At 61.1% G+C, this 19,535-nt stretch carries 17 protein-coding genes and 1 pseudogene; 12 read left to right on the top strand and 6 right to left on the bottom strand.

What is annotated here, in order from left to right; translation table 11 throughout:
- The first annotated feature begins 8 nt into the window (after positions 1 to 8).
- From FHK92_RS09945 to FHK92_RS09965, 5 genes are all read left to right on the top strand, one after another.
- Positions 9 to 1,046 (top strand): ABC transporter permease, encoded by a 1,038-nt coding sequence (locus FHK92_RS09945; protein ID WP_181287897.1) that lies wholly within the window; start codon positions 9 to 11, stop codon positions 1,044 to 1,046.
- Positions 1,046 to 1,954 (top strand): ABC transporter permease, encoded by a 909-nt coding sequence (locus FHK92_RS09950; protein ID WP_181287898.1) that lies wholly within the window; start codon positions 1,046 to 1,048, stop codon positions 1,952 to 1,954. Before FHK92_RS09945 ends, FHK92_RS09950 begins: the two co-directional genes overlap by 1 nt.
- Before the next feature lie 10 nt (positions 1,955 to 1,964).
- On the top strand, positions 1,965 to 2,804 hold the full coding sequence (locus FHK92_RS09955; RefSeq protein ID WP_181287899.1) for an ABC transporter ATP-binding protein: 840 nt from the start codon (positions 1,965 to 1,967) through the stop codon (positions 2,802 to 2,804).
- A gap of 10 nt (positions 2,805 to 2,814) precedes the next feature.
- A complete protein-coding gene (locus FHK92_RS09960) occupies positions 2,815 to 3,582 on the top strand; it encodes an ABC transporter ATP-binding protein (protein ID WP_181287900.1) in 768 nt (255 codons plus the stop codon).
- A 129-nt stretch (positions 3,583 to 3,711) separates the two neighbouring features.
- Positions 3,712 to 4,434 (top strand): oligogalacturonate-specific porin KdgM family protein, encoded by a 723-nt coding sequence (locus FHK92_RS09965; protein WP_181287901.1) that lies wholly within the window; start codon positions 3,712 to 3,714, stop codon positions 4,432 to 4,434.
- A gap of 177 nt (positions 4,435 to 4,611) precedes the next feature.
- Here FHK92_RS09965 and FHK92_RS09970 read toward each other — a convergent pair whose 3' ends face one another.
- Entirely contained in the window at positions 4,612 to 5,355 is a 744-nt protein-coding gene (locus FHK92_RS09970) for a FadR/GntR family transcriptional regulator (protein WP_181287902.1), read from the bottom strand.
- A 96-nt stretch (positions 5,356 to 5,451) separates the two neighbouring features.
- On the opposite strand from FHK92_RS09970, the gene FHK92_RS09975 reads away from it, so the two are divergent.
- Positions 5,452 to 6,165: a FadR/GntR family transcriptional regulator gene (locus tag FHK92_RS09975; protein ID WP_181287903.1), complete on the top strand. Its 714-nt coding sequence runs from the start codon at positions 5,452 to 5,454 to the stop codon at positions 6,163 to 6,165.
- Positions 6,166 to 6,291: 126 nt separating this feature from the next.
- Here the strand turns inward: FHK92_RS09975 and FHK92_RS09980 are convergent.
- Positions 6,292 to 6,712, bottom strand: a pseudogene (locus tag FHK92_RS09980) (VOC family protein).
- A 129-nt stretch (positions 6,713 to 6,841) separates the two neighbouring features.
- Here FHK92_RS09980 and FHK92_RS09985 point away from each other — a divergent pair.
- From FHK92_RS09985 to FHK92_RS09995, 3 genes are all read left to right on the top strand, one after another.
- Positions 6,842 to 7,507, top strand: coding sequence for an arylsulfatase (locus FHK92_RS09985; protein ID WP_181287904.1), 666 nt, complete (start codon positions 6,842 to 6,844; stop codon positions 7,505 to 7,507).
- Between the two features lie 8 nt (positions 7,508 to 7,515).
- Positions 7,516 to 8,265, top strand: a complete 750-nt coding sequence (locus tag FHK92_RS09990; RefSeq protein WP_181287905.1) for a hydroxypyruvate isomerase family protein — start codon at positions 7,516 to 7,518, stop codon at positions 8,263 to 8,265.
- A gap of 155 nt (positions 8,266 to 8,420) precedes the next feature.
- Complete coding sequence (locus tag FHK92_RS09995) at positions 8,421 to 8,966, top strand: DUF4256 domain-containing protein (RefSeq protein WP_181287906.1); 546 nt, start codon at positions 8,421 to 8,423, stop codon at positions 8,964 to 8,966.
- A gap of 198 nt (positions 8,967 to 9,164) precedes the next feature.
- On the opposite strand, the gene FHK92_RS10000 is transcribed toward FHK92_RS09995, so the two are convergent.
- From FHK92_RS10000 to FHK92_RS10010, 3 genes are all read right to left on the bottom strand, one after another.
- On the bottom strand, positions 9,165 to 10,670 hold the full coding sequence (locus tag FHK92_RS10000; protein ID WP_181287907.1) for a hypothetical protein: 1,506 nt from the start codon (positions 10,668 to 10,670) through the stop codon (positions 9,165 to 9,167).
- 53 nt (positions 10,671 to 10,723) lie between these two features.
- Entirely contained in the window at positions 10,724 to 12,076 is a 1,353-nt protein-coding gene (locus FHK92_RS10005) for a HEAT repeat domain-containing protein (RefSeq protein WP_181287908.1), read from the bottom strand.
- A gap of 247 nt (positions 12,077 to 12,323) precedes the next feature.
- Positions 12,324 to 12,728 carry a DUF488 domain-containing protein gene (locus tag FHK92_RS10010; protein ID WP_181288043.1) on the bottom strand — a complete coding sequence of 135 codons (405 nt, stop codon included), beginning with the start codon at positions 12,726 to 12,728 and terminating at the stop codon, positions 12,324 to 12,326.
- A 196-nt stretch (positions 12,729 to 12,924) separates the two neighbouring features.
- On the opposite strand from FHK92_RS10010, the gene FHK92_RS10015 reads away from it, so the two are divergent.
- The 3 genes from FHK92_RS10015 to FHK92_RS10025 are packed head-to-tail and all read left to right on the top strand — an operon-like array spanning position 12,925 to position 18,459.
- On the top strand, positions 12,925 to 13,725 hold the full coding sequence (locus tag FHK92_RS10015) for a response regulator transcription factor (RefSeq protein ID WP_181288044.1): 801 nt from the start codon (positions 12,925 to 12,927) through the stop codon (positions 13,723 to 13,725).
- Complete coding sequence (locus tag FHK92_RS10020) at positions 13,725 to 16,112, top strand: hybrid sensor histidine kinase/response regulator (RefSeq protein ID WP_181287909.1); 2,388 nt, start codon at positions 13,725 to 13,727, stop codon at positions 16,110 to 16,112. The genes FHK92_RS10015 and FHK92_RS10020 overlap by 1 nt, the downstream gene beginning before the upstream one ends.
- Before the next feature lies 1 nt (position 16,113).
- On the top strand, positions 16,114 to 18,459 hold the full coding sequence (locus FHK92_RS10025; protein WP_181287910.1) for a TonB-dependent receptor: 2,346 nt from the start codon (positions 16,114 to 16,116) through the stop codon (positions 18,457 to 18,459).
- Here the strand turns inward: FHK92_RS10025 and FHK92_RS10030 are convergent.
- Entirely contained in the window at positions 18,443 to 19,528 is a 1,086-nt protein-coding gene (locus FHK92_RS10030; RefSeq protein WP_181287911.1) for a sensor domain-containing diguanylate cyclase, read from the bottom strand. The two genes, FHK92_RS10025 and FHK92_RS10030, sit on opposite strands and share 17 nt — an antisense overlap.
- Positions 19,529 to 19,535: the final 7 nt, after the last annotated feature.

Consider the following 19,535-nt stretch of genomic DNA (forward strand, 5'->3'; position numbering starts at 1 on the left):
GAATGAATATGTCGACTGCATCCTTTTCAATCTGGACCACCCGGGCCGCTTCGGCGACCCGGCGCGGCGGCTCGGTGGCGGTAACGCTGCTCGGGTTGCTGCTGCTGACTTTCTTTATCGGACGGGTGATGCCGCTGGACCCGGTGCTGGCAATCGTCGGCCCGGACGCCGACGCTTCGGCCTATGCCCAGGTATACAAAGAGCTGGGCCTGGACAAGCCGTTGTGGACCCAATTCGCGATCTACCTCGGCGACCTGGTCCACGGTGATTTCGGCATGGCCTTGCTGACCGGCAATCCGGTCATCACCGACATTGCCAGGGTGTTCCCGGCGACGTTGGAACTGGCGACCCTGGCCATTCTGTTCGGCGTGTTGGCGGGCTTGCCGCTGGGTGTCTACGCGGCGACTCACCAAGGCCGTGCCGGTGATCATGTCGCGCGGCTGATCACGCTGTTCGGCTATTCCACGCCGATTTTCTGGATCGGCATGATGGCTTTCCTGGTGTTCTACGCCTGGTTGGGTTGGGCCGGTGGTGTCGGGCGGATCGGCCTGGCTTACGACGGGTTGATTCCGACACACACCGGGCTGCTGCTGATCGACACCGCTTGGTCCGGCGATTGGGAAGCCTTTCGCAGCGCCCTGCGGCACATCCTGCTGCCGGCGGTGATCCTCAGTTTCAACTCGGTCGCCTACATCAGCCGCATGACCCGCAGCTTCATGCTCGAGCAACTGTCCCAGGAATACATCATTACCGCGCGGGTCAAGGGCTTGTCCCAACGCAAGATCGTGTGGGGCCACGCCTTCGGCAACATCCGCGTGCAACTGCTGACGATTGTTGCGCTGGCCTACGGCGGTTTGCTCGAGGGCTCGGTGCTGATTGAAACCGTCTTCGCCTGGCCAGGCTTCGGGCAGTACCTGACGAGCAGTCTGTTGCTCGGCGACATGAACGCGGTGATGGCTTGCGTGCTGTTGATCGGCCTCATCTTCGTGACGCTGAACCTGATCAGCGACGCGCTCTACAAGATCTTCGACCCGAGGACTCGCTAATGAACCTGCCCCTTGCTTCCAGCGCAGCCGGCAGTGCCGCGCTGCCCGCATCAAGTACGGCTGCACTGGTCGCCAGCGCCGCCCGGCTGCTGCGATTCCTGCTGCGCAACCCGATGACGTTTGCCGGCCTGGTCGTCGTATCGACGCTGATCCTTGTCGCAGTCTTCGCGCCCTGGATCGCCGGCCACGATCCCCTGTTGCAGAACCTTGCCGGCGCGTTGCAAGCACCCAGCAGCGCGCATTGGTTCGGCACTGACGAATACGGTCGCGATGTGTTCGCCCGGCTGGTGTATGGCTCGCGTATCACGCTGTACATCGTCTTGCTGGTGACGGTGATCGTAGGGCCCATCGGCCTGTTGGTCGGCACGGTTTCCGGTTACTTCGGCGGTTGGGTCGACAGCCTGTTCATGCGCATCACCGACATCTTCATCTCGTTCCCCAGCCTGGTGTTGGCGCTGGCCTTCATCGCCGCCCTCGGCCCGGGCCTGGAGCATGCGGTGATCGCCATCGCACTCACTGCCTGGCCGCCGATTGCCCGGCTCGCCCGTGCCGAAACACTGCCGCTGCGCAACGCAGACTTCGTCGTCGCGGTTCAACTCCAAGGTGCGTCGAGCACCCGGATCATCCTGCGCCACATCATTCCGATGTGCCTGTCGTCAGTGATCATCCGCCTGACCATGAACATGGCGAGCATCATCCTAACGGCCGCCGCCCTGGGCTTTCTTGGCCTCGGCGCCCAGGCACCGTTGCCGGAGTGGGGCGCGATGATCTCCACCGGGCGGCGCTACATGCTCGAAAGTTGGTGGCTGGTGGCGGCGCCCGGTGCGGCGATCATGCTGGTGAGCCTGGCCTTCAACCTGTTGGGTGACGGCTTGCGCGATGTCCTCGACCCCCGCAGCCAATCCTGAGGAAAGTCCCATGACTGAGATAAAACTGGCCGTACAGGATCTGTGCGTGGAGTTTCGCAATGCGGGCAAAACGTCACTGGCGGTGCGTGACGTGTCGTTCACCTTGGGCAGGGAAAAACTCGCCATCGTCGGCGAATCCGGCTCGGGCAAATCCACCGTGGGCCGCAGCCTTTTGCGTCTGCATCCGCCGACGGCGCGGGTCACCGCCAAGACCCTGCGCTTCGCCGATATCGACTTGCTGAGCGCCAGCGAAAAGCAGATCCAGGCGATTCGCGGCGCGCGCATGTCGATGATCATGCAAGACCCGAAATACTCACTGAACCCAGTGGTGCGCGTTGGCGAACAAATCGCCGAAGCCTACCTCGCCCATCACAAGGTGCCCCATCGCGAAGCCCGGGACCGGGCGCTGGACATGCTCGCCAAGGTGCACATCCGTGATCCTCGGCGGGTCTATGACCTGTACCCCCACGAAGTTTCGGGCGGCATGGGCCAGCGGATCATGATCGCCATGATGGTCATCACCGATCCCCGGGTGATCATTGCCGACGAACCCACTTCGGCGCTGGACGTGTCGGTGCGCCGGCAGGTGCTCAACGTGCTGGAAGAGTTGGTCAGCGAGCGTGACCTCGGGCTGATTTTCATCAGCCACGACCTGAACCTGGTGCGGCATTTCTGCGACCGCGTGCTGGTGATGTACGCCGGCCGCGTGGTCGAGTCGATCGCCGCCGCCGACCTGGATAACGCCACCCATCCCTACACCCAAGGCCTGTTGGCCGCATTGCCCAGCCTGGACCATCCGCGCGCCACGCTGCCGGTGTTGCAGCGCGACCCACATTGGTTGAACCCTTGAGGAGCCTGTCATGAGCATGATCGAAATCACCGGCCTGAACCTCAGTTTTGGCACGGGTGCGGCACTGAACGCGGTATTGCACGACGTCCATTTGAGCGTTGCCGAAGGTGAGGCATTCGGCCTGGTGGGGGAGTCCGGTTCGGGCAAGACCACGGTGCTGCGTTGCCTGGCCGGACAGTACCAGCACTGGACCGGACAACTGCAAATCGCCGGTCGGGCGGTGACGCGCAAGCTGCCGCTGGACCACTACCGCACCGTGCAAATGGTCTTCCAGGACCCGTACGCCTCGCTGCATCCGCGCTACACCATCGACGCCGCTTTGCAGGAGCCACTGCGCATTCATGGCATCGATGGGCGTGGGCAAAAGGTCAGCGAGATCCTGCGCAAGGTCGGCTTGAATGACAGCTTTCGCTTTCGTTATCCGCATCAATTGTCCGGCGGCCAGCGCCAGCGCGTGGCGATTGCCCGGGCGCTGATCCTGCGCCCTCGGGTGTTGCTGCTGGACGAGCCGACCTCGGCGCTCGACGTCTCGGTGCAGGCGGAAATCCTCAATCTGTTGGCCGAACTGCGCCGCCAGGAAGGGCTGACTTATTTGATGGTTACCCACGACCTGGCCGTCGTTGCACATCTGTGCGATCGGCTGGCGGTGATGCAGCAGGGCAGGGTGGTGGAAACCCTAGACAGTCATCTATTGGCAAGCGATGGCGCCACCCACGACTACACCCGTTTGCTGGTGCAAGCCAGCCGCGACATACAACGAATACCTATCGCCGTCTGAAGTAACCAAACCGCTGTAGCTGTTTTAAACCGCAGAACTCGTTGAACCGCACGTTTCAATGCGCAAACGCGCTCGCCTGCGATTTGGCGTTAACCCAACTAACGATTTCAACCAACAAGAATAAAAAACATGAAAAAGACCCTCGTCGTTTTGTCGATCGCTTCATTGTTCACTTCGGTTTTCGCCCAGGCCGATACCGGTTATATAAACGTTCGCCATCAATACGCAGAGAAGACCCGCATGCACGCCGACCGCGCAAAGTTCGGCATCAGGCTGGATAACGGTGTGGGCCTGGAAGGCGAACTCAAATACAAGACCGCCGGTGACCGGGAAGACGTCGCCTTCGACAACACCGTCGGCAGCGGCCATGAATTTACCGTCAACTACCAGCACAAGATCGACGATCGCTGGACGCTGACGCCTTCGTTCGCGATGGAAAGCGATGAGGAATCCACCACCTACAAGATGGGCATGCGCCTGGGCTATAAGATCACCAAGGAACTGAGCATCGCCGGTCGCTACCGTTACGATTCATCCAAGCTCGACCGCGACAAGGTCGATCGCGACGTGCCGGACAATGCCCAGGACGACCAGACGATCCATCGCTACGACGTCTACATCAACTACGCGGATCAAGGGCCGTGGGCGTATGAATATCAACTGACTTATTTCGACGCCGATTACATCCGCTACAACGGCGGCACCGATGACTATGAGCAGAATGCCGTGGTCAAGTACAAGTGGGATAAGCGTTGGGCACCGTTTTTCGAAGTCGGTGATATCAAGGTCAACTCGGTGGACAGCGATCGGCAACTGCGGTTGCGGGTGGGCATTCAGTACAACTTTTTCTGAGTTGTGGGAGAGGTAGTCAACACTGAATAAAACTGTGGGAGCGAGCTTGCTCGCGATAGCGGTCTGCCTGTGCCGATGATATTGGATGTGCCGCCGCCTTCGCGAGCAAGCTCGCTCCCACAGGGGGCGGTGGAGGATACAAATGCTGTGGTCACTGCAGCCACAAAACTGCGGGGGTTACTCGTTGTAGAACGCCTGGCGTTGTTGGGTTTCACACAGGCGCATGCGGCTGTTGCTCAAGTGCAGGTACATGGCCGCCCGCGCCGCGTCGACGTTGCGACTGGCGATGGCATCGAAAATCTGCTGATGTTCGGCATTGATCCCCTGCAGGTAGGCACTGCGATCACTTTGTCCCGAATAGGCGGAGTTCATCCGGGTACGCGGGATCAGCTTCGTGCCCAGGTGCTTCATGATGTCGATCAGGTAGTAATTGCCGGCCGCCTTGGCGATCTTCAGGTGGAACTGGAAATCGGCATTGATCGTGGTGCCGGATTTCTCAGGCCCTTGTAACAACGCGTCCAGCGCCTGGGCCAGTTCGGCCAGGGCTTCGGGCGTGGCGCGTTCGGCGGCCATGCCGGCGGCCTGTACTTCCAGGCTCAGGCGAAACTCCAGCAAATTGAGCACGTCGGACAACGTGGCAATCGTCGCCGGCCCGAGGGTAAAACCTTCCGGCGCCGGCATGTCCAGCACAAAAGTGCCGACGCCATGGCGCGTCTCCACCAGCCCTGCGGCCTGCAAACGCGACAACGCTTCGCGCACCACCGAACGGCTGACGCCTTCGGCTTCCATGATGTGCACTTCGGTGGGGAGCTTTTCGCCGCATTTCAGGATGCCGTCACGCATGCGCTGGGCAAAACGGTCGACCAGTGTTTCGGCGAGGCGGCGCGGCTTGTTCAATGGAGATAACGCTTGATCCGTCATCGGCGTGCTCTAGTGTGATCAGCGGGCATTATAGTGAGTTTTGGCGCAAGGTCGCGGCTATAATGCCGCGATCGTCTGGCTTGATGGATAGGTGCAATGGAGCGTGTCACAACCGATCGACGCCTGAGCATGACTCAGCAACTGGTGGTCGACCTGACGCAGCAGATACTCGCCGGCGAGCTGCCCGCGGGCAGCAAGTTGCCGACCGAACAGGTGATCATCAAGGAGCGCGGCGTCAGTCGCACCGTAGTGCGTGAAGCCATGTCCCGGCTTCAGGCCGAAGGTTTGGTCGAGACGCGCCATGGCATCGGCACCTTCGTGGTCGACACCGCCCGACCGGGGGATTTCCAGGGCAGCAAACACGTCAAGGGCGGCGCCTACGATGCACTGGCCGTCATCGAACTGCGCCTGAGCCTGGAAGTGGAAGCCGCCGGCATCGCCGCGCAACGGGCTACGCCGGAGCAGCTGCTGGCCATGCGTGAAGCGCTCGATGCGGCGAATGCAATTGACCCATCGGATGACGAAAGCTCCCGGGCCGATTTTGAATTTCATCTGCAGATCGCCCAATGCACCGGCAACAATTTCTTCATCGATGCCATGGCCCATGTCGGCAATACATTGATCGCCGTCGTGCAACAGGCCGGACCGGCGGTGACGGAGGAAAACCGAGCGTTGGTGATGCGTGAGCGCGAGCAGATCTACGCCGCGTTGGCGCGACATGACGGGGAAGCAGCGCGGGCTTCGATGCGGTTGCATTTGATCAACATGCAGCAGCGGGTCCGGGGTGTGGTGGAGCTGACGGCGCAATAACTTCCACCACTGCCCCCTGTGGGAGCGAGCTTGCTCGCGAAGACGGCGGCACAGTCAACATCACCGCTTCAGACAGACCGCCATCGCGAGCAAGCCCCCACAGGGGCCGCAGCCGCCAGTCGAAGCTCAAGGCTCCAGTACAGGCCCCTTCAACTCGATCTGGTTGCCATCCGGATCGAAGCAGTAAATCGACCAACCCTTGCCCTCCGCGCCATAGCACATCTGCGCTTTCTCAACCTCCAGGCCGGCTGAAGCCAAATACGCAAGCAGGGCGGGTTCATCAAACGGCTCGATACGCAGGCAGAGGTGACCAACATTATGTCCCTGTTTACCCGCCGCCGGCCCACCCTGGCAACCGAGAGGCCCGTCGACAGCCACCAAATCAATCATCGAAATACCAGTACGTACCCAGATGCAGCATGCCAAGATCGTCCCGACGTTTCCTGAGCTCGCAACCGAGCACCGACGTATAAAAAGCGAGGCTGCGCTCGAGGTCTTTTACGCGCAGGACAATGTGGTCGATACGTTGAATCGTGAAGTTCTTCATACAGGCCTCATGTGCTCAGTGCCGCATTGTTTATTGCCACAGGAATTCCACACGCTATCCGGGCTTCTGATACCGTGCAAAAAACATGATTTGGAGAATGGCATAAGCATTAAGGCTCCACGTATCTTTATGATCCACGCCACCCCCTTGGCGATCGAGCCCGTCACGGCGGCTTTTGCCCAGCATTGGCCGCAGGCGCGGATCGTCAATCTGCTCGAAGACTCGTTGCCCCAGGACCGGGTGCAGGAAGGCGAGTTGAGCGCGAACATGAAGACGCGTTTCCTGACGTTGTCCCACTACGCCGTACAAAGCGCAGCGGATGCCATTCTGTTTACCTGCTCGGCGTTTGGCGATGCCATCGACCTGGTTAAACCCGAGGTGACCATCCCGGTGCTCAAGCCGAACGAAGCGATGATCGAACAGGCACTGAAACAGGCATCGCGCATTGCCGTGCTCGCGACGTTCGAGCCCACCATTACGTCGATGATGCCCGAGTTCAAACAAGCGGCAGCGCTCAACGGTCGCGCGGTGGAGGTGGTGCCTTATTTCGTTCCGGGCGCATTGCAGGCGCTGAATGACGGCAACCAAGAGGCTCACGATGCCGCCATCGCGGATATGGCCGCCCGGGTCGAGGGCTGCGACCTGATCTGCTTCGCCCAGTTTTCAATGATGCGTGCCGCTGGGCAGGCCCAGGCCCGCTCCGGTCTACCAGTGCTGACCACGCCTGACAGCGCGGTGCTGGCGCTGCGCAAGTTGTTCCAAACGGATGCTTTCGTTTTTCCCCAGGATGGATGATTTACCCAATGCTCAAGTTCAACGCTCATCTCGGTTTTCAGTTCAATGAAGTGCCATTTCTGCAACGCATCGAAGCCGCCGCTATGGCGGGTTTCCGTGCTGTGGAATTCCCTTCCCCCTATGAGTTCGACGCCAGTCTCTTGGCTGATCATCTGGCTCAACACAACCTGCCGTTGATCCAATTCGCCGCACCTGCTGGCGTGACCAAAGGCATCGCGGCCTTGCAGGGCAAGGACGAGGCGTTTCGCAGCGGCTTGCTCCAGGCTGCGCGTTATGCAAAGGCGCTGGCGTGTTCCGATGTCCACATCATGTCGGGTGTTACGACGCAGGAAGACGCCGCACTTATCTATGGGCGCAACCTGGAGTACGCCGTCAAATACCTCGAAGACCAGGGCTTGCGGCCGCTGATCGAGGTCATCTGTGTGCAGGAGATGCCGGACTATTACATGTCCGACTTCAGCAAGGCGCAACAGGTGCTGGAAACTTTCCCGAGTGTCGGGCTGATCCTTGATCTTTACCATGCCCAACGGCTAACCGGGGATGCGGCGGATATCCTGGCTCGCTTTTATGACCGAACCGTCCATGTGCAAATTGCCGACTGCCCGGGGCGTCATGAACCGGGGACGGGGAGCATGGATTTTGCGGCTTTGTTCGCAGACCTGGAGCAGCGTGGCTACCAAGGGTGGATCGGCTGTGAATACCGTCCCACCGGCTCTACCGTGGCAGGCCTTGATTGGATCAAGCAGTTCAGTGCCTGACAAACAGCTAAGCCGGCCTCACCCCTGTGGGAGCGAGCTTGCTCGCTCCCACAAAAAAAGCGGCCAAGTCAGTGGAAAATCTGCCGTCCGTCTATCCTAGGTAGCCCTGAACCAAACGCGGAATCAGCAACCGATCACCCACGGACACCCACACCATGAAAAAACAAGAACAAGAAAGCCTCATCCAAACCCTGAAAACCCGCTTCGAACAAAACCCGAACCGCCACCGAGACATCCCCTGGGCCGACGTCCAGTCCCGGCTCGAAGCCAACCCCAAGGCCCTGAAGTCCCTCCAAGCCATGGAAGCCACCGGCGGTGAGCCGGATGTTATCGGCCTCGACCCAAAGACCGGCACTATCACCTTCTTCGATTGCGCCAAGGAAAGCCCCACCGGTCGCCGAAGCCTCTGCTACGACCGCGCGGCCCTGGACGCACGCAAGGAGAACAAGCCCAAAGGCAGTGCGATTGAAATGGCCGATGAGATGGGGATTGCCCTGTTGACCGAGGAGCAATACCGAGCCCTGCAGACACTCGGTGAGTTTGATGCCAAGACGTCCAGTTGGCTGGCGACACCTGCAGAACTTCGTGCGCTCGATGGGGCGATTTTTGGTGACTATCGTTATGGTCGGGTGTTCATCTATCACAATGGTGTGCAGTCGTATTACGCGGCGCGTGGGTTTCGTGGGGTGCTGCGCGTTTGAGCCCTCAAGGACACCGCTGCCCCTGTGGCGAGGGAGCTTGCTCCCGCTGGGCTGCGAAGCGGCCCCAAACCCATTCACCGCGGTGCACCAGGAGAGACGGCGTCGGCAGGTTTTGCGACTGCTGCGCAGCCGAGCGGGAGCAAGCTCCCTCGCCACAAAAGCTGATGCGTTCGAAGGATTGCGGTGGGGCAAACCACTTCATTCAAAAACCAAAACCTCACTCCCCTTGGCCGCAACGATCTCGCCAAACTCCGGCAACCGCGCCACAAAATCCGCCTCGAACGCCAGATACCGATCCTGCGCCGCCACGTAACGAATTTCCGGCTTGATGCGCGGGATATCCTTGGTCGACAGCTTCACCACCTCATTGCTGCGTTGATTCCAAAACCACGCCAGCGTCTGCGTACCAAAGGTGTTGGCGCGGTAACCCCACACCCACCAATCCCCATGCCCGCGGGATACATGAAGTTGCCCATGAAACGTGCGCAACGTGATGACTTGCTTGGGCTGGGTGACGAGCAGGCGTGTGTCCTGACGCAGCTCGCTGCCGAAACCGTCCAGCGTCGCCTTCGATTTAGCGCCGGTGACGAAATTGAAGCGCCACGCCAACAACACCGTCTCCTGATAACCCGAATGCTCGACGTTCTGCCGCGCGCCTTCGCTGAATAACAGAATCTCGTCGCCGCCCAAATACGCCGTCGCCGCCCGCAGCTTATAGGCCTCGGCGGGCATCGGCTGGGCGACGACTGCCTGTTTCGCGGCTTGGTCCCAGACCCAGCAACGCTTGCCGTTGTGCTGCATGAACAACAAGCGGCCCGGGCCGACCGGCAGGATCGTCAGCTCATCCGAGTCCTCGAAAATCACCTCGCTGCGGTCCGCCGTGATCCGCCAGATCCGCGTCAAATGCTCGGGCTCGTAAATGCGCTGGCGTTCGAATATCTCCGAGCCCACCACCACGCTGGGTTGCTCGAATTCCGACCACTGCACCCCGGCAGGCCCGAACGCCTCGACCTCATCGCCTCGACGAATTTCATATTGATAACGGTCGTCCGCGCTGTAATCGCCGCGCACGACCTGACGTTTCCACAGGCTGCGCTCTGCGTCGGCATCGATGAGCTGCAAATCCGCGCCGTCCACGCCATCGGTGCGATGTTCGAGCATGTCCTGCTCGGTGGGTGGCCATTGGTTGTAATCGATCAGGAAGCACAGCCATTGGTCTTCGTCCTGCTCGGTGATCGCGGCCCAACCGTTGCGGTAGTTGTATTCATGCACATACGTGGCGCCGGGATAGTCATGGACTTCCTGCAACCACTTCAACTTGCTGCGCTTGGGTTTGGCCGGTTTGCGCTCGACGGCCGCAGGTTTGGGCGGCTCGATCAATATCGGCGTGAACCTCGGCTCGCCACGCGCGCTTTGCCAATGCCTGGCAAACGCCTCGCGCTGATCCGAGGGGAAAACCACCGGCCGATAATCATCGCCGCCGGCGTCCAGGTTCCACAGGTCATAACCCTGACCCGCCAACACCGCCGCCAGCGCCTCGAAGCAAACCTCGGGCATCTCATTGAACAGCTCATCCAACAGCGCCTCGAACCCTGGGCCGGCAAACACACCGACGTCGGGATAGTAATGCTGCAACAGCCCGAGCAAGTCGCTGCCCGGTGTTTTCCAATCGATATGAACCAGCGGATCAAATTGCGATTGCATTACGGCTCTCTTCCTCGTGATTGAGTTTGCGTCGCCCGGTCAACTGTTCATGGCTAAACAACGCGTGCAACGCTGTTGCGATCTATAAGACCCTGCGTGGCCAACGCTCGGAGTTGCTCTGCAAGCGCTGCTCGCTCGGCTTTGGGCGTGACCGGATCGACCATCTGATATTGACGATCGCACCATAGGTTCAATTGACGAAGCCAAAAGGCCTGCACCGCAGGTTCTGTGTCCAGTCGAGCCAACAGGTACGCAGCCTGCTGCCATAGCGGTCGCAACTGGAAAATCGCGCTTCGGCGCTTAATCGAAAGGTCATGCCAATCTCGATCCAACTTGGCGTCTACCCCAGCTTTCACTGAAGACCAGGGTTGTTTGTTCAAGCGCACGATTGCTGCGGCAAAAACCTTGTCCGACGGGTCATCCAGGGCCCTGAGCAGTTCCGGCAGCAGGCTATCGGACAGCGTGCTGACAGCGGCATGCCTCACCGTGGGATAGGAGGAACGCATCGCTTCTTTTTGCCACTGCGGTTCCAGCTCGATGCCGAGCTCCGCAGCAAGGCCAAGCACACCAAGCCAGTCCCGCTTTTTGATGGGGATAGCCTGCTTCAGTCGGTCAGCCAGGATCGTCACCGAATCGACATTGCTGTTTGGTGCAGCCCAGCGCGCCAGGCTACGGATGGAGGGCGATGCATCAAGCAAGGCCTCAAATATCACAGGCCGTGGATCATCCAGAAGGGGAAGCAGCGCGCGCAACACGCAAACGCGAAACTTGGCACCGGGCTGAGACAGGGCTTCAAGCAGCAAAAGCCGAGCATGGGCGCCCGGCATTTGCTGACAGGCAGAAACGGCCATCAACTTTACAGTCACTTCACGATGGGCAAGGGCGCTGCGTAGCAGTGCTTCCGGGGCAGGATCATTCTCGAGCAAAAGTTCGAAAAGATAGCGGGCAGCTTTACCCTGTCGCGTCAGGAAATTCGCACGGACTGTGTCTCGGATAGCAGGCAACTGCAAAACAGCACGAGCGGTTTGCAGGGTCTTGCCGTGATCTGCTCGACGACGCGCGGCCAAAGCCAAGAGCGGCTCCACTGCGAACAACAACGCCTGGATGTGCTCGGGCGAAAGGTAATGCTCCAGGCCGGCGGCGGCTAAATCGCGAATTTGCGGAACCCAATCATTCAGCCGTTCTATCAACGCGACCAACGCTTCAGGCGAGGGATGCCGGCACAGTTCCCTTACGGCGATTTCCCGGACGAAACCGTTGTAGTGGCTGCTGAGCTCTGCCCACGTTGCGTTGGTCCCTGCCTGCGCGAGCGCTTCCAGCGCTTCGTTCTGCCGGTAATCGGGCCAAGAGAGTTCGGGTGTCTGTCTCTTCTTCAGCCTATCCAGCCATGATTGTATTGCGCTCACGTTCCAGTCCTTTACACGCGGTCATGCGGGCTTTTCTTATACCCCATTCCAGGATTCAAATTCGCGTCGACAACGTAACCGATTCATTAACGCCCACCGTGGCGAGGGAGCTTGCTCCCGCTGGGCTGCGCAGCGGCCCCAAACCGTTCAACCCGGTACATCAAGAAAAAACAGTCGACAGGTTTTACGACTGCTGCGCAGCCGAGCGGGAGCAAGCTCCCTCGCCACGGGTGACAGCAAGCGCTTTTCAAAGCTCTTGGAACTCATCCAGATAACAAACCGGCGAACTCCCCTCGGTCCGCTTCTCCACTTCATCCTCCAACCACTGCGCCAATACCACCGCGTTGTTCTCAGCCGTGGATTTTGCCGCATACACCAAGGTCAACGTCCCACCTCGCGCGACATCCACCAGTTTCCACCAATGCTCCGGCCGCGCCGCCAGCTCCCGCCGGTAGGCCACGCTGAACTCGGCGAACGAAACCGCTCCCGCCTTGAACGCCTTGCGCAGTTCATGGGACGGTCCAACTTCTGGCAGCCACTCAGCAATCATTAGCGCATTCTTGCGGCAATTGCGCGGCCACAACCGGTCGACCAGCACCCGCACGCCATCTTCGGCGCTGGCTGTTTCATAGGCGCGTTTGCATTGGATCATCATGATTTGCCTGTCGAAGTGGAACTGCTTCAGCATAGGTCGCCCGCGATGGGACGACCATGGACAATTCGTCGCCTTCAAGTCTTCGCCCGAGCTGCCGCTATTGGTGTAACGATTTTTACCGATCCACGATTGGCAAAAGCACGAGAAGGGAACCTGGCGAATGGACGACGGACGATTCGAAGGGCGAGCGGCTATGGCTGGGGGCGCGGCGGCGTCGTCCGAGCCGCATATTCTGCTGATCGACGACGTTCCAGAGGACATCCGCGCAACCATCATCTTGCTGAAACAGCAGCCCTGGCGCATTTCCCTGGCCAGCGATGCGCATCAGGGTTATCAGCGGGCATTGGCCCTGCGCCCGGACTTGATCGTGCTGGACGTGCACATGCCGTACATGAACGGTTTCAGTCTGTGCAGGCTTCTGCGCGAGGCGCCGGCGACCCGGCAGACGCCCATTCTCTTCCTATCGTCGGCCAACAGTTCGATTGAACGCCTTGAAGGCTTGACCGTCGGTGGCGTCGATTACATTCCCAAATCCTGCGCGCCCGAAGAAGTGCTGGCGCGGATCAAGATCCACCTGCAATTGACCTGGCGCGCGCCGCCCACCGCTCAAGCCAGCCCGGCCGAACCGGAGCCGGGAGGCGATGAAATCGTCCTGCGCGCCACGATGCGATTGATCGAAGAACACCTTGATGACATGCCTTCCCTGGTCCAGTTGGCGCAAAAAGTCGGCACCCATGAGAAACGCCTCTCGCGGATCTTCCGTGAGCACCTGGGCCTGACGGTGTTCGCCTACATTCGCGACGCGCGACTGCGGCGCGGCCAGGATCTGCTCGCCGAAAGCGCCATGAGCGTGCAGGACGTCGCCGAACTGGTGGGCTTTCGCAACGCCTGCAATTTCACCACGGCCTTCCGCCAGCGAATCGGCATGACGCCCAGTCAGTTTCGCCAGCAAGCCTTGGGCATCACTGAAACCGAGTCGGCCGGGCGCGCCTGATGCGACTTCTACAGTTTTTGTTGCTGACGCTGGCGTTGTTATCCACAGGTCTGGTGCACGCGGCGCCTGTGGATATCTGTCGGGCGGATCACGTGGACCTGATGCCCGCAGCGCAGATTTTCGAAGACACCCAAGCCAGCCTCAGCCTGGAACAGATTTCTCGATTGCCCGAGACGAGTTTCAACACGCCAACCCCAAACTGGCCGACGCAGGGCTACAGCCGCTCCGCCTTCTGGCTGAAATTCCAGCTCACCAATTCGGGCACCGTGGCGTGCTCACGCCTGTTGGTGATCGGCGCGCCGCGCCTGGAAGACCTCCGCGTCTACCAACCGGGGCAGGATGCCCGTGGCGGAGCGGCCTATCCCCTGGCCGAATGGCCCCAGCCGGCAGCGCGCCAACCGGCGTTCCCGGTCGTGCTGGCGGCGGGGGAGAGCGCCACGGTGTTCGTCCGAGTGGCGAGCAACTTCCAGATGCTGCTGGAGCCGGAACTGTGGTCCGAACCCGCCCTGCTGCGCAGCCAGCAACAGACTTACCTGAGCGACGGCCTCACCCTCGGCATCGTCCTGCTGGTCGTGCCGTTCGGCCTCATTGTCGGCTGGATCCTGCGTTCGCGACTGCTGACGGTGAACGCCGGCGCGGTTCTCAGCTACATCCTGCTGACCTGCATCCTCAACGGCTACCTCATCTACTGGCCCAGCGCGCTGGGATGGACGCGCGAGTTGCTGACCTGCGCCAGCGCGTTTTCGTTTGTGCTATTCCTGGCCTATTTCCGCGTGCTGTTGCAGGTTTCCCGGCTGCCCAAAATCATTGGCTGGAGCTATTGGGTGCCGCTGTTGGGCTGTGTCGCCGGCCGACTCTGGTGGCTGAAAATCGACCCGGTCCAGGGCGCGCAAATCGTCCAGGTTTCCTTGTTCAGTTTCTACGTCGCGTTGGTCGCTACGCTGTTCATGGCTTGGCGCGCGCGGCTGGCCTACAGCTGGATGGCCTGGCTGGTGCCGGCGCTATTGCTTGGGCAACTGCTGATGCGGATGTTTTTTCCGCAAGAACAATTGCCCTGGCAATCGCCGCAAAGCAAATACAGCCTGTCGTCCACGCTGGCGGGCGTGGTGTTGCTGGTGTGCACCTTGATCATGGAAGTCGCCCGCAGCCGCAACCGCGAGAAGCACGCCCTGTCCACCCTCGAACAACAACGCCAGGCCGAGCAGGAACGCCTGGAAAGCACCGTGGCGCTGCGCACTTCGCAGTTGCGCGAATCCCTCGAGGCGCGCAGTGCGTTGATGGCGCGGATCAGCCACGACTTGCGCTCGCCGCTGGTGCGCATCATCGATTACGCGCGCCTGCTGCACGCCGGGCCGAACTGCGACTATCAAGCCACCATCGAGCGCAACGCCCGTCAGCAACTGGAATTGATCGACGAGATGCTGGAGTTCTCCCGTGGCGAGTTTGAGCAGATGCAACTCACCCTCGCGCCGGGCTACCTGTACGGTTTCCTCCAAGAGATCGCCGACGAGGCGGGGTTTCTCGCCGCCCGCCAGGGCAACACCTTTGAAGCCGTTTTTGCGGATGACCTGCCGGCGCTGGTGGAGGCTGATTTCAAACGCCTTCGACAGGTGCTCATGAACCTCTTGGCAAACGCGGCGAAATTCACCCGCAATGGCCAGATCCGTTTTGAAGTGAGCGCATGTCCCGGCGCAACCCCTGAAACCGTGGAGCTGCGCTTCAGCGTGATCGACACCGGCATCGGCATCGACCCGCATGAATTCGAACAACTGCTGCAACCGTTCCGCCGCGGCCGCAACGCGCAACGCTACGAAGGCAGCGGGCTGGGCCTGTCCATCGTCACCCAGCTGCTGGAACGCATGGACAGCCACCTCGAACCCCAGGCCACGGGGCAGGGCAGCCACTTCAGTTTTTGCCTGCAACTCAAATGCGCCAAAGAACACGACCTCGAAATCGGCCTCGTCGATAACAACGTCACGCCCTTGGATGGCCAGGGCAAACACGTACTGCTGGTGGACGACGTCGAGCAGAACAGCGAATGGCTCTACGACCTGCTGGCCGGCTACGGTTTCGACGTGAGCATGGCGGCGAACGGCGAAGACGCCTTGGCCTGCATCGCCGGGCAACCAATCGACCTGCTTATCACCGACCAGATGATGCCCGGCATGGACGGCTGGGCACTGCTGCGACAGGTGCGCGAGCGCTGGCGGGATCTGCCGGTGATGTTGTATTCGGCAGTGCCGCCACGCCGGCCGCAGGACTATCCAACGGACCTGACCTTCGACGCGGTATTGCTCAAGCCCGCCGACAGCCGTGAATTGCTGGCGCAGCTCAAGACACTGGCCTGCCCGGACACGGTGCGTCCCGCGATGGCTCGGGAGCGATAGCATGTCGGGTTGGGGTTATCGGCTGCTGTTGCTGGGCAGCTTCGCCGCGTTGCCTTGGGCGTCGGTCCATGCCGAACAAGAGGCCTCCAACCTCACGCTCGACGAAACCACCGTCACCGCCCGCCGCCGCGAGGAAGACCCGCAAGACGTGCCGATCCCGATCAACGTCCTCTACGGCGATCAACTGGACGAAGCCGGCCTGCACCGGCTGCAAGGCATCCAACAACGCGTGCCCGGCCTGGTGGTCTCCGGCCACGACGCCCGTTATGCCGGTTTCGGCCTGCGCGGCTTCGGCGCGACCGCCTACAACGATGGCTTGGAAGGCAGCGTCGGCACCTACGTCGACGGCGTTTACCAGGCGCGCCAGGGCATGGCCTTCACCGAGTTGATGGACATCGAGCGCATCGAAGTCCTGCGCGGGCCGCAAGGCACCTTGTTCGGCAAAAACACCACCGCCGGCGCGCTGAACATCATTACCAGGCAACCGACGTTCCAGCCCGAGGCCAACCTCGAAGCCAGCTACGGCGAGCGCGGGTTGCGGGAATATCGCGGGACGATTTCCGGACCGTTGAAGGATGACGTGCTCGCCGGACGACTCAATGTGTTCGACAGCGCCTCCGACGGCGCCGTGGAAAACCTGCAAGACGGCAGCCGCCTCGGCGATGCCGACAGCCAAGGCCAGCGTGGACAATTGCTATGGACGCCGAACAGCGATTTCAGCGCTCGCCTGATCGCCGACTACGCCGAGCAAAACGAGGCCGGCAACGTCCTGCTGCCCAATCACTACAGCGAACAAACCCGCAAGCGCGCCAAGTTCCTTGGCTATCCATTGACCGAGCCCGACCCGTACAAACGCGAGTCGCGCATCGACGCACCGGGCCATCCGCGAACCCTGCAAAACGGCGTGTCATTGGAATTGAACTGGGACCTCGACGAGGCGATGCGCTTCACCAGCATCACCGCCTACCGCGACTGGGACTACCGCGCCAGCCGCGACGGCGACAGCACCGCGCTGGCGGTGGCCCAATCCGAAACCGAGTTGGGCCATCGGCAGTTCAGCCAGGAATGGCGCCTGTCCGGCACGGCCGGTTCGTCCGTCGATTACGTTGCCGGCCTCTACTACCTGCGCCAGCAGCTCGACCGCCAGATCGACGCGGAATTCGGCAAGGACGCCGCGCCCTGGTTCGTCGGCGACCAACTGGAGCAACTGAAGAAACTGGGCATCAACATCACCGACCCGAGCCAGGTGCCGGCCCTGTTATTGGACAGCGCCCGGCAACGTTACGACGGCGAGCAGAAGGGCGACAGCCGCGCGATTTTCGGTCAACTCTCCTGGCGCCCGATCGACCCACTGGAACTCACCGGCGGCCTGCGCTACAGCCAGGAGCGCAAGGACGGCTGGATCTCCCGCGACGTCAGCAACCTCGCCCCGCTGACCGGTTTGCCCCCGGTGTTTCAGGCCGGCGGGCAATTGCTGCGCGACATCGCCCTCGGCCGAGCGTACTACCGCGAAGACTCGATAAAAGAAGACAACGTTTCCGGCCTGCTCAGCGCCAGCTACCGCTTCAGCGATGCGGTGATGGGCTACGTCAGTTGGTTGCGAGGCTACAAGGCCGGTGGCATCAACTTCGACGTGATCGGCCCATTCACCGCGCCGACCTTCGAGCCGGAACGCGCCACATCCCTGGAAGTCGGCATGAAAAACCGCTTTTGGGATCAGCGCGCCTTGCTCGATCTCGCCGTCTACCAGACCGACGTCGACGACTACCAAGCGCTCACCTACAGCCCGCCGACCTCGGTGTTCGCGCCACCGCTGCGGGACAACCTGATCAACGTCGGCAAAGTCCGCCTGCGCGGCATCGAGCTCGATTCCGCCTGGCAACTCACCACGCAACTCACCGGGCGCCTGGGCGTGGCCTGGAGCGATGCCCGCTACCGCAGCTTCCCCAACGCCCCGTGCCCACCGGCGTCGGGCCAATGGACCTGCGACCTCAGCGGCGAGCGCCTCTACAACGCGCCGGAATGGAACCTCAGCAGCGGCCTCGACCACACCCACCCGTTGCCCTACGGTCTGGAAGCCTACAGCGGCGTCGACTACAGCTTCCGCACCGGCTACTCCGGCACCCTCGAAGGTGGCGAAGGCAGTTATCAACCGAGCTACGGCCTCACCAACCTGCGCCTGGGCCTGCGCAGCCAGGACCGCGCCTGGGAAGTCGAAGGCTGGGTGCGCAACGTCTTCGACCGCAACTACATCACCGCCGTCTACTCACTGCTCGGCGCCGGCGACTATGGCGTCATGACCGGCAGCGAACGCACCGTCGGCACCACCGTCAGGCTTCGTTATTGAGCGAAATAAACCGCGTCGGACAAAACGCCAGACGATTACCGCCAGCCTTCTTCGACAGGTACATGGCCTGATCCGCCTTGCTGATCAACCCATCGATCTCATGCCCATGCTCAGGGTAAAACGCTACCCCGATACTCGCCGCAATCTCTACTTTCTGCGCGCCAATCACAATCGGCGCATTCGCCGCCGCCAGCATCCGCTTCAGCAAAGGCTCGCTGTCCTCCTCGGCGTGCAAACCCACCAGCCCGGCGACAAATTCATCACCCCCGAGCCGCGCAAACGTATCGCCCTCACGCAACGTCGCATTGATCCGCGCCGCGACAATCTGCAACACCCGATCTCCCCAGTCATGGCCATAACTGTCGTTCAGCGCCTTGAACCCATCCAGGTCAATAAACGCGATCGCCACTTTCTGCTGATAAATACGCGCCTTGCCCAACGCCTGACGCATCCGCTCGGCCAACAACAACCGATTGGGCAACTGCGTGAGCGCGTCATACCGCGCATCCCGCTCCAGCAACTGCAAACGCTGCTTCATCTGCGTCATATCGCCGAGCAGCGCCACGTAGTGCTGCACATTGCCGTGACGATCATGCACGGCACTGACGCTGATCCGCGACGTCATCTCCCGGCCGTCCTTGTGATTGCTTTGGATTTCGCCGGACCAGTGGCCGTGGAAATCCAGCGCGTTTTTCATCGGTGCGTAAAACGCGGTGAGGCGACGGACCATGCGATGGGCGTTCAAGTCGCGGCCTTGTAGCTCGTCCTGCCCGTAACCAGTCAGGCGGGTGAAGGCCTCGTTCACGGCAATGACCCGGCCGTATGGATCGACGAGGATGATGCCTTCGCGGGCGTGGCTGAACACCGAAGTCGCCAGCTCTGGGCACAGGCTGTTGAGGTGACGGTCCAACTCGGCTTCGTCGCGAGTGGCGGGCCATATGTTGGAATCGAAGCCTTGCTGGGCCAGGTAGGTGGCCAGGGAGGAGAGTGATTTGTGCAGGCGGGTGAGTGCATTCGTGGCAAGCCTGGAATTGAGGCAGTAGCGGCGAATGAAGGTGCGTAGGTTCATGGGAGGT

The sequence above is a fragment of the Pseudomonas brassicacearum subsp. neoaurantiaca genome, from assembly GCF_013608025.1.
Lineage (GTDB): Bacteria > Pseudomonadota > Gammaproteobacteria > Pseudomonadales > Pseudomonadaceae > Aquipseudomonas.